The following is a 13,125-nucleotide window of genomic DNA, read 5'->3' on the forward strand; positions in this document are numbered from 1 at the left end:
CCGGCCGCCCCTACAGGTTTTGTTGCGCCCTGATGATTACAGCTTGATCCAGGTCGCCTTCAGCTCGGTGTACTTGTCGAACGCATGCAGCGACTTGTCACGGCCGTTGCCCGACTGCTTGAAGCCACCGAACGGCGCGGTCATGTCGCCGCCATCGTACTGGTTAACCCACACGCTGCCGGCGCGCAGGGCCTTGGCGGTCAGGTGCGCCTTGGAGATGTTCGCGGTCCAGACCGCCGCCGCCAGGCCGTACGGCGTGTCGTTGGCAATGTTGATCGCCTCTTCCACGCTGTCGAAGGCAATCACCGACAACACCGGCCCGAAGATTTCTTCCCGGGCGATCTTCATCGCATTGCTCACCCCGTCGAAAATGGTCGGCTCGACGTAGGTCCCGCCGGTTTCCTCAAGGGTACGCTTGCCACCGACCACCAGCTTGGCGCCATCGGCATGACCCGACTCGATGTACGACAGCACGGTGTTCATCTGCTGGGTATCCACCAGGGCACCGACATTGGTGTCCGGGTCCAGTGGGTTGCCCGGCTTCCAGGCTTTCAGCGCTTCGATCACCAACGGCAGGAAACGGTCCTTGATCGAACGCTCCACCAGCAGGCGCGAACCGGCGGTGCAGACTTCGCCCTGGTTGAAGGCAATGGCGCTGGCCGCGGATTCGGCGGCGGCCTGCAGGTCCGGAGCGTCGGCAAAGACGATGTTCGGGCTCTTGCCGCCGGCTTCGAGCCAGACACGCTTCATGTTGGACTCGCCGGAATAGACCATCAGCTGCTTGGCGATCCGGGTCGATCCGGTGAACACCAGGGTGTCGACATCCATGTGCAGGGCCAGGGCCTTGCCAACGGTATGACCGTAACCAGGCAGCACGTTCAGCACACCGGCCGGAATGCCGGCTTCAACGGCCAGGGCGGCGATGCGGATAGCGGTCAGCGGGGATTTCTCCGAGGGTTTGAGAATCACCGAGTTACCCGTGGACAGCGCCGGACCCAGCTTCCAGCAGGCCATCAACAAAGGGAAGTTCCACGGCACGATGGCCGCCACCACGCCCACCGGCTCACGGGTCACCAGGCCCAACTGATCGTGCGGGGTGGCGGCCACTTCGTCATAGATCTTGTCGATGGCCTCGCCGCTCCAGCTCAGGGCCTGGGCCGCGCCGGGAACGTCGATGTGCAGGGAGTCGCTGATCGGCTTGCCCATGTCGAGGGTTTCCAGCAGGGCCAGCTCCTCGGCATTGACCTTCAGCAACGCGGCGAAACGAATCATCGCGGCCTTGCGCTTGGCCGGGGCCAGGCGCGACCAGACACCGGAATTGAACGTCGCGCGAGCACTTTCCACGGCACGCTGGGCATCAGCCACATCACAGCTGGCCACGCGGGTCAGCAGGCGGCCATCGACCGGGCTGATGCACTCGAACGTCTCGCTCGACACCGCGGCGGTGTATTCACCATTGATGTAGGCACGGCCTTCAATCTTCAGCTCACGGGCGCGTTGTTCCCAGTCAGCACGAGTCAGGGTGGTCATTCGAGTGTCCTCCTCTTATGAAATACGAGAGCCGCGCGCGCTTGCGCCAGCACCCTCCGAAATTCTGCCCGACAGGCCCTGATGTGGACCCACGGCACCCACCACCCTAAACCAGCGGCACCTGAAGTTTCAATATATTTGACAATAAGGGGGTGAAACGCCGTTGCCATGTTCATTTTAATAAACATAGACTCGATGCTCCCGATCACTGGTCCGTCACCGCAGAGGAAGAGCAGCATGAACATCCAGGACATCGTCGATTTCAGCGACGCCGGCACCGCGCCGGAACGCTTTCGTCCGGCATCGGAGAAAGTGCTCAAGGGCGACCCCGAGCAGACGATCCACAACCACTACGCCAGCCCCTGCGGGCAGATGAATGCCGGCGTCTGGGAAGGCGCGCCAGGCCAGTGGACGGTGAACTACACCGAACATGAATACTGCGAAATCGTCCAGGGCGTCTCGGTGCTGCGCGACGGCGAGGGCAATGCCAAGACCTTGCGCGCCGGCGATCGTTTCGTGATTCCGGCGGGCTTCAAGGGCACCTGGGAAGTGCTGGAACACTGCCGCAAGATCTACGTGGTATTCGAACAGAAGGCCTGATCAGGTCCGGGCGCACCAGGACCGTTCGCCATCGACGGCCCTTGTCGGATAAGGAATATCCACATCGAGGCCGTCACGCCTGACCCGAAGACGGCCTTGGTCATGCCCCCGGAAATCAGCTTCGCTCAGGGCCAGCACCCAATACAGCTCTTCCCGGCCGCAGGCATCCTTGAGCTGTGTCGCCACCGTCGCCTCCCGGAGGTCGATTCGCCCATCCTTGAGCGCAAACAGCGCATCAACCCCGGTTTCGATGATCTCCGGTATTCCGGCAAGACGGAAGGAATGCTCGCTGCCGAAACTGCCTTTCATCGCCGTGCCCGGCACCAGCAGATGTCGGCTTGCCGGATCCTTGAAGCGCTGCAGGAATGGCTCGACCGCCTCTGCCGCCCGACGGTTGGTCCCCGCCAGGGACTCGCGAAGCCGCTGGCCCAGCACCTCATCGGGCGTGTCACTGATCGGCGCGATCGGCCCCAATAGCAGGCCCACTGGGGTTTCCCCTTGTGCAACACGGGGCAACCAGTCCAACCGTCGACGATCGAGCAAGTACCCGGCCAGAAGGCCCAACGCATAGCTCTCATGATCAACCGCCAGGTAGTCGGCACGCCCCAGCGGGATCAGTTGCCTCAACAGCCGCGCCTCCCACTCGGGACTCCGGGGCTCCAGCCCCATCGCCAACAACTGCGCGACCGACTCCACATAGCGCGCACTCCCCTCGGAGCGGTCGGTATCGCGGATGCGCTCGGCCTCGTCGGCAAACTCGCTCGACCAACGCCGGTACCAGTAACTGGCGCGCCCCAACGCATCGGCCTCACCCCGGATAGCGGCGAGCAAATGGCGAATGATCCGGTTGCGGTACAGACGCGGTTCGACGAGCGCCGGGTAAAGGCTGCTGCGCTCCGACAGCGAACCGCGGGCCCAGTCGTCTTCAGCGTAGAAATGGAAGGCTTCGTGGGTTGCCAGGTCGAACAGCTCGGGGACCGCTTGCGGATGCTTGAGCCGCTGGACCTCGCCAACAGGCAAATGCTGTCCCAGGCCCACGAAGAGCGCCGGACGCCCCTGCCACTCGATCTTTTCGAAGCGTCGGTATTCGAAGGGCAGCCCCAGGGCGCCGACCGCCCGCATGTCGACCTCATGCCCACCCCGGGCATTCATCAGCCACGCCCGCTGTCCGTCGCTGACCAGCAACTGGACATCGGCAAACACCCGGGTCGTGTCGAACAGGTTCGCCAGCGTCGGCCAGGCCATCACGGTCGCCTCGGCCATGCGCCGCACATAGGCGTCGGTACTCTCAATGCTCTCGATACTTTCGGTGCTTTCTGTGCTGCCCCGGTCCACGGCCTGAACCGCAATACTGCCCGCCGCCAGGACCACCAACAACAGGACTCCACACATTTTCGCAATCATCATGAGCGCTCTCCACATCCGCATCCGTTCGGTGTTCACCCCAGTCTAGGAAAGGCGCAACGGGAAAAATGTAGGAATCAGGCACGCAACAGGCAGGATCCGGCCGAAAAAAGGCGAAAAAAAACCCCGAACCAGTCGGGGTTTTTTTCGAAAGAAAAAATCAATTACTTGATTTTGCCTTCCTTGTAGATCACGTGCTTACGAACAACCGGATCATATTTCTTGATCTCGATTTTGTCCGGAGTAGTGCGCTTGTTCTTGTCAGTCGTGTAGAAATGACCAGTACCGGCGCTCGAGATCAAACGAATCAATTCACGCATGATTTAGCTCCCTTATACCTTGCCATCGCGACGGAGTTCGGCCAGCACGACATCAATGCCGCGCTTGTCGATGATACGCATGCCCTTGGCGGATACGCGCAGACGCACGAAACGCTTCTCGGACTCGACCCAGAAGCGGTGATGCTGCAGGTTCGGCAGGAAACGACGACGGGTTTTGTTGTTTGCGTGGGAAATGTTATTCCCAGTCACCGGACCCTTACCGGTAACTTGACAGACTCTAGACATGCCTCAGCCCTCTAAAACCACATGCCCAACCCGGCATGGGTTGGCCGCTTAATCTCTCAGTCATTTGGCGCCAGGCGCCGCGTTTCTTTAAGGGTCTTACCGGCTACACCTACAAGCGAAGGAACCGGGCCCCTAGAAAAGAGCGCTGCTTTATACCAGAAAGACTCAGGTGCAACAACATCCCGTGCAATTAAAACCGCAACGCCGCACCGGGAATGACCGTGCAGGACGCCAGCAACGCGGGCTTGCGCCATAAAAGGCCGCTCGTCGCACAAATGCCTGTCGCCGGCCCAAAAGGCCCGCCAAACCGTGCGGTGAAAACATCGGGGGAAGCAGGCAAACTGAGCAACCCGGTAAAAACGGGATAGTCAATTACCGTCCATACCTCTAGGGTAGGACTTTTCCAGACTGCACTCGCAGATGGGACAACGACCTGCAAAGGATACTGAATATGCGTCTCGCTGCCCTACCGCTATTGCTCGTCCCTTTCCTGGGGCTGCCGGCCCAGGCCGCCGATTCCTTGAACGTTTGCACCGAAGCCAGCCCCGATGGGTTCGACGTGGTGCAGTACAACTCGCTGACGACGACCAACGCCTCGGCCGACGTGCTGATGAACCGCCTGGTGGACTTCGACGCCGCCAGCGGCAAACTGGTCCCCAGCCTCGCCGACAGCTGGACGGTGTCCGACGACGGACTGGTCTACGACTTCAAGCTGCATCCGGGGGTGAAATTCCATCACACCGACTACTTCAAGCCAACCCGCGACCTGACCGCCGCCGACGTGCGGTTCAGCTTCGAACGCATGCTAGACCCGGCCAACCCGTGGCACCAGATCGCCCAGAGCGGCTTTCCCCACGCCCAGTCGCTGCAACTGCCGAGCCTGATCAAGCGGATCGAGGCCACCGATCCGCTGACCGTGCGCTTTACCCTCGATCACCCCGACTCGACCTTCCTCGCCGCCCTGAGCATGGGTTTCGCCTCGATCTATTCGGCGGAATACGCCGACAAGCTGATGGCCGCGGGCACGCCGGAAAAACTCAACAGCCAGCCCATCGGCACCGGCCCGTTCGTGTTCGGTCGTTTCCAGAAAGACGCCTCGATCCGCTACAGTGCCAACCCGGACTACTTCGCCGGCAAACCGGCGGTCGACAGCCTGGTCTTCTCCATCACCCCGGATGCCAACGTCCGCCTGCAAAAGTTGCGACGTAACGAGTGCCAGATCGCCCTCTCGCCCAAACCCCTGGATGTCGTTGCCGCTAGTAAGGAGACGACACTCAAGGTGGAAAGGACCGACGCCTTCATGACCGCGTTCGTTGCCATCAACAGCCAGCATCCACCGCTGGACAAGCCGGAAGTGCGCCAGGCGATCAACCTGGCCGTCGACAAGACCAGCTACCTCAAGGCGGTGTTCGAAGAGACCGCCGAGGCCGCCAACGGCCCGTACCCGCCCAACACCTGGAGTTATGCCAAGGACCTGCCCGGCTACGCCCACGACCCGGAAAAGGCCAGGGCCCTGCTGGCCAAGGCCGGGCTCAAGGACGGCTTCCAGACCACGATCTGGACGCGCCCGTCGGGCAGCCTGCTCAACCCCAACCCCAGTCTCGGCGCCCAATTGCTGCAAGCCGATCTCGCCGAAGTCGGCATCCAGGCACAGATCCGCGTGATCGAATGGGGCGAGCTGATTCGGCGGGCCAAGGCCGGCGAACATGACCTGCTGTTCATGGGCTGGGCCGGTGACAACGGCGACCCGGACAACTTCCTGACCCCGCAATTCTCCTGCGCGGCGCTGAAATCGGGCACCAACTTCGCCCGTTACTGCGATGCGGGCCTGGACAAACTGATCAGCGCCGGCAAGACCACCAGCGAGCAAGGGGTACGCAGCAAGCTCTACGAACAGGCCCAGGCGCAGATCCAGCAGCAGGCGTTGTGGGTGCCGCTGGCTCATCCGACCGCCTTCGCCTTGCTGCGCAAGAACGTCCAGGGCTATGAGGTGAGTCCGTTCGGGCGGCAGGATTTCTCCAGGGTCAGCATCAAGCCTTGATGAGGCATTGATCGACACCGCTTCTGTAGGAGCCGGCTTGCCGGCGATGGCGTCCTCAATGTCGACGCAAGTCTTGAGGGCCTCATCGCCGGCAAGCCGGCTCCTACAAGGGATCGCGGTGTTTGCCCGATCTCGTTACAACCAGCCACGCTCCATCATCGACAACGGCTCCCCCTCGCCGACGATAAAGTGATCGAGCACCCGCACATCGACGAACTCCAGCGCCGCCTTGAGGCGCTTGGTCAGCACATGATCCGCCTGGCTGGGCTCGGCGACCCCCGAAGGGTGGTTGTGGCAGAGGATCAACGCCGCCGCGTTGTGCGCCAGCGCCCGCTTGACCACCTGCCGCGGATAGACGCTGGTGTTGTCGATGCTGCCGTGAAACAGCGGCTCGAACGCCAACACCCGGTGCTTGCTGTCGAGAAACAGGCAGGCGAACACCTCATGGGGCTCGTGCCGTAGCATCGCCTTGAGGTAATCGCGCACGGCCCGCGGGCTTTCCAGCACCGAGTCGCGCCGCAGACGCTCGGCCAGATGACGGCGGGCCATCTCCAGCACCGCCTGCAATTGCGCGAACTTGGCCGGCCCCAGGCCCAACTGGCGACCGAACGTCTGCTGGTCGGACTCCAACAGCTTGCGCAGGCTGCCAAACCGGCTCAACAAGTGCCGGGCCAGGTCCACCGCGCTCTTGCCGCAGACGCCGGTGCGCAGAAAGATCGCCAGCAACTCGGCGTCGGAAAGACTCGCCGCCCCCTGTTCCAGCAGCTTCTCCCGCGGCCGTTCCGCCGCCGGCCAGTCACGAATACTCATTGCACCTCCCTGTCCCTTTGGCGCCGCTGTTCCCTGGCGGTCGCTGTGTTATCTTAGCCCATCATTTTCACCCCTGATCCGGCCTGGGGAGGCGTCGTCGGGGGTAGCCATCACCGGACTAAAAGGCAGGTCTATGCAGCGGCTGTATCGGAAACGCATCGTTCTCGGCGTCGGCGGCGGCATTGCCGCCTACAAGAGCGCCGAGCTGGTTCGCCGACTCCTCGACCAGGGCGCCGAAGTGCGCGTGGTCATGACCCGTGGCGGCAGCGAGTTCATCACCCCGCTGACCATGCAGGCGCTGTCCGGGCACCCGGTGCACCTGGACCTGCTCGACCCGGCCGCCGAAGCCGCCATGGGCCATATCGAGCTGGCGAAATGGGCCGACCTGGTGCTGATCGCACCGGCCACCGCCGACCTCATCGCCCGCCTGGCCCAGGGTATCGCCGACGACCTGCTGACCACCCTGGTGCTCGCCACCGACGCCACCGTGGCCATCGCCCCGGCCATGAACCAGGCCATGTGGCGCGACCCGGCCACCCAGGCCAACACCCAATTGCTGCAAAGCCGCGGCCTGAAAGTCTTCGGCCCGGCCTCCGGCAGCCAGGCCTGCGGTGACGTCGGCCTGGGCCGCATGCTCGAAGCCACGGACCTGGCGCACTGCGCCGCCGATTGCTTCCAGCACCTGGCCCTGACCGGCAAGCACGTGCTGATCACCGCCGGCCCGACCCAGGAAAACATCGACCCGGTGCGCTACATCACCAACCACAGCTCCGGGAAAATGGGCTTCGCCCTGGCCGAAGCCGCCGTCGAAGCCGGCGCCCGCGTCACCCTGATCACCGGCCCCGTGCACCTGCCGACCCCGGACCGGGTGACCCGCATCGACGTGGTCAGCGCCCGCGACATGCTCGCCGCCTGCGAAGCCGCCATGCCCTGCGACCTGTTTATCGCCTCGGCCGCAGTCGCGGACTACCGCCCGGAAGTCGTTGCCCCGCAAAAACTCAAGAAAGACCCTACGAACGGCGACGGCCTGCTGCTACAGATGGTGCGCAACCCGGACATCCTGGCCACCCTTGCCGGCCGCCCCGACCGTCCGTTCAGTGTCGGCTTCGCCGCCGAAACCGAACATCTGCTCGACTACGCCGCACGCAAGCTCAAGGACAAGAACCTCGACCTGATCGTCGCCAATGACGTGGCCAACCCCAGCATTGGCTTCAACAGCGAGGAAAACGCCTGCAGCGTGATCGACCGCGAGCTCCACGCGACACTCTTCGCCCAGACCAGCAAGGGCAAGATTGCCCGCCAGCTGGTTTCCTTTATCGCCGAACGACTGAACCAGGTTTAATTTTCATGCACGCTTTGCAAGCCAAGATCCTCGACCCACGCATCGGCGGCGAATTCCCGCTGCCCCAGTACGCCACGCCCGGCTCCGCCGGCCTCGACCTGCGCGCCATGCTCAAGCAGGACACCGTACTGGAGCCGGGCCAGACCTTGCTGATCCCCACCGGCCTGTCGGTGTACATCGGCGATCCGGGCCTCGCCGCCCTGATCCTGCCGCGCTCCGGCCTGGGCCACAAACACGGCATCGTGCTGGGCAACCTGGTGGGCCTGATCGACTCCGACTACCAGGGCGAACTGATGGTTTCCTGCTGGAACCGTGGCCAGACTGCCTTCAACATCGCCGTCGGCGAGCGCATCGCCCAACTGGTGCTGGTGCCGGTGGTCCAGGCGCACTTCGAGGTGGTCGAGGCCTTCGACGAAAGCCAGCGCGGTGCCGGCGGTTTCGGGCACTCGGGCAGCCATTGACCTAAGCTGGTCCAGGCCCGGCCTGAGACGGGGCGCGTTGAATTTCAGGATGAATCTCGCGGAGGCAATATTTGAAAGGCTTCAAGCGCAATGCAACACCCGTCGACGCTCATGAAGGTAACGGTCACACGCCTCCAGGCAACGCCGCCAAACCCTTGTTACCGGGATTGCGGATTGCCTTGGGTGGGCTGGCCCTGGCCGCCGCGCTCCTGTGGTTTGGCGTGGTCGGGCCCTGGAACCAGACACTGCGCACCACCCTGAAGCAAATGCCCGGCGCCGTGGCCGCCGCGGGCCTGAGTCAGGCAAGCAGCGACCTTATCGCACAGACCGAGGCGGCGGCCCTGGACCCTTCGTTGCTCAAGGCCCTGCAAAGCCAGAACGCCGAACAGGTAAAGGCCACGGAAGCCGGCCTGCGCTTCGTCAACGGCCTGGTGGACGCCCAACTGTACCTGCCTGGCCGGGCCCAGCCGACCAGCGACCGTGCGGCTCCGCTGAACTTCTCGGCGCTGGACCTGATCACCCGGGCCGAAAGAGGCACCAAGCCGCCCCCTGAAGCCTACAAGGTCGGTCAACGCTGGCTGGTCTATAGCGTGGCCTCGCTCAAGCCCCCCTCGGGCACACAAAGCGGCGGCACATTGCTGCTGGTCTTCGATCTGCAACGACTGCTCCAGCCCTTGAGCCAATGGCACCCGGAGACCGGCGAGCTGCGCCTGACGCAAAGTGTCCTCGGCAGCCCGGAACAGGTGCTGGACCAGCGCGGAACCGCCACAACGGACGAAAGTGTTTCCTTTAGCGTCGGCTACACCAACTGGGCACTGAAATTCAGCCCCGGCCCCTCGCTCAAGCTGTCCTACCCCCTGAGCGCCTACGTCTTGACGGCCCTCGCCGCCTTGCTCGCCCTGGGCAGCGTCCTGCTGGGCATCTGCCTGACCCACAAACGCCTGCAAAACCGTCTCGACAGCGATGCCCGACAACTGGAGCAACTGTTTCACGAACTCTCCGGCGGGAAAGCCGTCAAAGCCTTCAGCTTGAGCCTGCCGGCGCTCAATGGACTGGCTCAGGAACTGGCGCGCTTTTCCCTGCGCAACGGTCACCCCGAGCCCTCTCCTGCCCCGGACGGCATTGATCCGGGCCTTGCCACCCGCAACGCCCCAGCGCCGATCCAGCCCGTCACCCCAAGTGCCGTCTGGACCGATCCGCTGTTCCAGGACACCGATATTCTCGATATCGACATTCTCGACGAACACCAGGATTTCCTGGGAACGGAGCCTCACCACGCCATGAACAGCAGTGCCCCGGTCATCCCGACATTCCCTGACAGCATCTTCCGCGCCTACGATATCCGTGGCACGGTCCCGGAGACCCTGAATGGCGAAACCGCCTACTGGGTCGGTCGCGCCGTCGGCGCGCAGAGCCTGGCCCAGGGCGAACCGAATGTTTCGGTCGGCCGTGACGGTCGCCTGTCCGGACCGGAGCTGGTCCAGCGGTTGATCCAGGGCCTGCACGACAGCGGCTGCCATGTCAGCGATGTCGGCCTGGTGCCGACCCCGGCGCTGTACTACGCCACCCACGTGCTGGCCGGCAAGTCCGGGGTCATGCTCACCGGCAGTCACAACCCGCCGAACTACAACGGCTTCAAGATCGTCATCGCCGGCGACACCCTGGCCAACGAGCAGATCCAGGCCCTGCACACCCGCCTCAAGACCCACGACCTGAGCAGCGGCAAGGGCAGCATCGAGAAGGTCGACATCCTCGGCCGCTACTTCGAGCAGATCCGCGACGACATCGTGCTGGCGAGGAAACTCAAGGTCGTGGTCGACTGCGGCAACGGCGCCGCCGGGGTCATCGCACCCAAGCTGATCGAAGCCCTGGGCTGCGAAGTCATCTCGCTGTTCGAAGAGGTCGACGGCCACTTCCCCAACCACCACCCGGACCCGGGCAAGCCCGAGAACCTGGCGGACCTGATTGCCAAGGTCAAGGAAAGCCATGCCGACCTGGGCCTGGCTTTCGATGGCGACGGCGACCGCGTGGGCGTGGTGACCAACACCGGCAGCATCGTCTACCCCGACCGCCTGCTGATGCTGTTCACCAAGGATGTAGTGGCACGCAACCCGGGCGCGGATATCATTTTCGACGTCAAGTGCACCCGTCGCCTGACGCCCTTGATCCGCGAATACGGCGGTCGTCCGGTGATGTGGAAAACCGGCCACTCGCTGATCAAGAAAAAGATGAAGGAAAGCGGTGCCCTGCTCGCCGGCGAAATGAGCGGTCACATCTTCTTCAAGGAACGCTGGTTCGGTTTCGACGACGGCCTCTACAGCGCCGCGCGCCTGCTGGAGATCCTCAGCCAGGAGAAATCCAGCGCCGAGGAGCTGTTCGCGACCTTCCCGAACGATATTTCCACGCCGGAAATCAATATCAATGTGACCGATGAGGGCAAATTCAGCATCATTGATGCACTGCAAAGCGATGCCGACTGGGGCGACGCCAACCTGACCACCATCGACGGTGTGCGGGTCGACTACCCCCACGGCTGGGGCCTGGTACGCGCCTCCAACACCACGCCGGTGCTGGTCCTGCGCTTCGAAGCCGACACAGACGCCGAATTGCAGCGCATCAAGGACGTGTTCCACAGCCAATTGAAACGTGTTGCCCCTGATCTCCCACTACCGTTCTGACCTTTGGACGGTGTAAAAGCGTAGTCTTTGCACCATCCGACCACTTGTTCCACCGGAGCCCTGAATGACCCTCGAACGCGATGCCGCTGCCAATACCGCCAAGGTTCTTTCCGAAGCGTTGCCTTACATCCGCCGATACGTCGGCAAGACGCTGGTAATCAAGTACGGCGGCAACGCCATGGAAAGCGAAGAGCTGAAAACCGGTTTTGCCCGCGACATCGTGTTGATGAAAGCGGTGGGGATCAACCCGGTGGTGGTCCACGGCGGTGGTCCGCAGATCGGTGACCTGCTCAAGCGTCTTTCCATCGAGAGCCACTTCATCGACGGCATGCGCGTGACCGACGCCCAGACCATGGACGTGGTGGAAATGGTCCTCGGCGGGCAGGTGAACAAGAGCATCGTCAACCTGATCAACCGTCACGGCGGCAGCGCCATCGGCCTGACCGGCAAGGATGCCGAGCTGATCCGGGCGAAAAAGCTCACCGTGACCCGCCAGACCCCGGAAATGACCCAGCCGGAAATCATCGACATCGGCCAGGTGGGCGAAGTGGTCGGCATCAACACCGACCTGCTGAACCTGCTGGTCAAGGGTGATTTCATCCCGGTGATCGCGCCGATTGGCGTCGGTGCCAATGGCGAGTCCTACAACATCAACGCCGACCTGGTGGCGGGCAAGATCGCCGAGGCCCTGAAGGCCGAGAAGCTGATGCTGCTGACCAACATTGCCGGCCTGATGGACAAGGAAGGCAAGGTCCTGACCGGCCTGAGCACGGCCCAGGTGGACGACCTGATCGCCGACGGCACCATCTACGGTGGCATGCTGCCGAAGATTCGCTGCGCACTGGAAGCGGTACAGGGTGGCGTCGGCAGCTCGTTGATCATCGACGGTCGCGTGCCGAACGCGGTGCTGCTGGAGATCTTCACCGATACCGGCATGGGCACCCTGATCAGCAACCGCAAGCGTCACTGATCAAGTAGAAGCCTGTGGGAGCCGGCTTGCTGCGGGCGGCGTTCCGACGATGAACGATAACGCGGTGGCTTGATACACCGCGTCGCCTGAATCGCCAGCAAGCCGGCTCCTACAGAGACTGCGCCGACCCTGGATCGGGATCAGCGCGTCAACTGCTCCACCCGCGCCCGATCCGCCGCGAAATCCTGCTGCGCCTGGACCCGTGCCGCCTGGTACTTGGCAATATCCGCCCTCATCCGCGCCTGTTCGTCACGCAGCCCCGCGAGCTGCCCCAACAGTTGCGGCGACACCTCGTGCCCCGCCCGCTCCTGCTCCGCCGCCTGGCCTTGCAGGCTGACCTGCTGCGCCAGCAAGGCTTGAAGATTGGTCTGGATGCTCGCGATCATCGCATCCAGCTCGGCGAGCTTGCGCGCCTGGGCCTTGTCGACCTCATGGACGCTGGAATAGCGCTGCAACAGCTGCGCATTGGCATCATCCTGGACTTTCTGCGCCTGCAGACGGGCAAGCTCCTCGGCCGTCGGGGCCGGGGCGACCGTCTGCAGCACCCGCCCCCGCGCGTTCAGGACCTGATAGCCCTTGCCCGCGTACTCCGGGGGCACCTGGCGGTCGAGCACCGTGACGCCCTTGCTGTCGACATAGCGATACAGCAGCGCGCCGGACGTGTCCTCGGCCTGCGCGGCAAAGGACGCGCAGAACATCAGGGGCAACCACCGATACCCGCGG

At 63.4% G+C, this 13,125-nt stretch carries 12 protein-coding genes; 6 read left to right on the forward strand and 6 right to left on the reverse strand.

Going from position 1 to position 13,125, the window contains the following annotated elements; genetic code table 11:
- Positions 1-36: 36 nt before the first annotated feature.
- Positions 37-1,530: an aldehyde dehydrogenase gene (locus tag UCMB321_RS26735; protein ID WP_040071695.1), complete on the reverse strand. Its 1,494-nt coding sequence runs from the start codon at positions 1,528-1,530 to the stop codon at positions 37-39.
- A 237-nt stretch (positions 1,531-1,767) separates the two neighbouring features.
- On the opposite strand from UCMB321_RS26735, the gene UCMB321_RS26745 reads away from it, so the two are divergent.
- Entirely contained in the window at positions 1,768-2,130 is a 363-nt protein-coding gene (locus UCMB321_RS26745; protein ID WP_040071697.1) for a cupin domain-containing protein, read from the forward strand.
- On the opposite strand, the gene UCMB321_RS26750 is transcribed toward UCMB321_RS26745, so the two are convergent.
- From UCMB321_RS26750 to rpmB, 3 genes are all read right to left on the reverse strand, one after another.
- The gene (locus tag UCMB321_RS26750) at positions 2,131-3,537 is read right to left on the reverse strand and encodes a hypothetical protein (protein WP_040071698.1); all 1,407 of its coding nucleotides are present in this window, start codon (positions 3,535-3,537) and stop codon (positions 2,131-2,133) included.
- Positions 3,538-3,698: 161 nt separating this feature from the next.
- A complete protein-coding gene (gene rpmG / locus UCMB321_RS26755) occupies positions 3,699-3,854 on the reverse strand; it encodes a 50S ribosomal protein L33 (protein ID WP_003177274.1) in 156 nt (51 codons plus the stop codon).
- Between the two features lie 12 nt (positions 3,855-3,866).
- A complete protein-coding gene (gene rpmB, locus UCMB321_RS26760; protein ID WP_007921114.1) occupies positions 3,867-4,100 on the reverse strand; it encodes a 50S ribosomal protein L28 in 234 nt (77 codons plus the stop codon).
- A 451-nt stretch (positions 4,101-4,551) separates the two neighbouring features.
- Here rpmB and UCMB321_RS26765 point away from each other — a divergent pair, with 451 nt between their 5' ends.
- Positions 4,552-6,141 (forward strand): ABC transporter substrate-binding protein, encoded by a 1,590-nt coding sequence (locus tag UCMB321_RS26765; protein ID WP_040071699.1) that lies wholly within the window; start codon positions 4,552-4,554, stop codon positions 6,139-6,141.
- 135 nt (positions 6,142-6,276) lie between these two features.
- On the opposite strand, the gene radC is transcribed toward UCMB321_RS26765, so the two are convergent.
- On the reverse strand, positions 6,277-6,951 hold the full coding sequence (gene radC / locus UCMB321_RS26770; RefSeq protein ID WP_040071700.1) for a RadC family protein: 675 nt from the start codon (positions 6,949-6,951) through the stop codon (positions 6,277-6,279).
- Positions 6,952-7,084: 133 nt separating this feature from the next.
- Here radC and coaBC point away from each other — a divergent pair, with 133 nt between their 5' ends.
- The 4 genes from coaBC to argB all read left to right on the forward strand — a co-directional run bounded on the left by coaBC (position 7,085) and on the right by argB (position 12,402).
- The gene (gene coaBC, locus UCMB321_RS26775) at positions 7,085-8,293 is read left to right on the forward strand and encodes a bifunctional phosphopantothenoylcysteine decarboxylase/phosphopantothenate--cysteine ligase CoaBC (RefSeq protein ID WP_040071701.1); all 1,209 of its coding nucleotides are present in this window, start codon (positions 7,085-7,087) and stop codon (positions 8,291-8,293) included.
- A 5-nt stretch (positions 8,294-8,298) separates the two neighbouring features.
- Complete coding sequence (dut, locus tag UCMB321_RS26780) at positions 8,299-8,754, forward strand: dUTP diphosphatase (protein WP_040071702.1); 456 nt, start codon at positions 8,299-8,301, stop codon at positions 8,752-8,754.
- A 1,280-nt stretch (positions 8,755-10,034) separates the two neighbouring features.
- The gene (locus UCMB321_RS31250; RefSeq protein ID WP_209437214.1) at positions 10,035-11,432 is read left to right on the forward strand and encodes a phosphomannomutase/phosphoglucomutase; all 1,398 of its coding nucleotides are present in this window, start codon (positions 10,035-10,037) and stop codon (positions 11,430-11,432) included.
- Between the two features lie 64 nt (positions 11,433-11,496).
- Positions 11,497-12,402, forward strand: a complete 906-nt coding sequence (gene argB / locus UCMB321_RS26790; protein WP_040071704.1) for an acetylglutamate kinase — start codon at positions 11,497-11,499, stop codon at positions 12,400-12,402.
- Between the two features lie 140 nt (positions 12,403-12,542).
- On the opposite strand, the gene UCMB321_RS26795 is transcribed toward argB, so the two are convergent.
- A complete protein-coding gene (locus tag UCMB321_RS26795; RefSeq protein WP_040071705.1) occupies positions 12,543-13,100 on the reverse strand; it encodes a hypothetical protein in 558 nt (185 codons plus the stop codon).
- Positions 13,101-13,125 lie beyond the last annotated feature (25 nt).

This window comes from Pseudomonas batumici (genome assembly GCF_000820515.1).
Taxonomy (GTDB): domain Bacteria; phylum Pseudomonadota; class Gammaproteobacteria; order Pseudomonadales; family Pseudomonadaceae; genus Aquipseudomonas; species Aquipseudomonas batumici.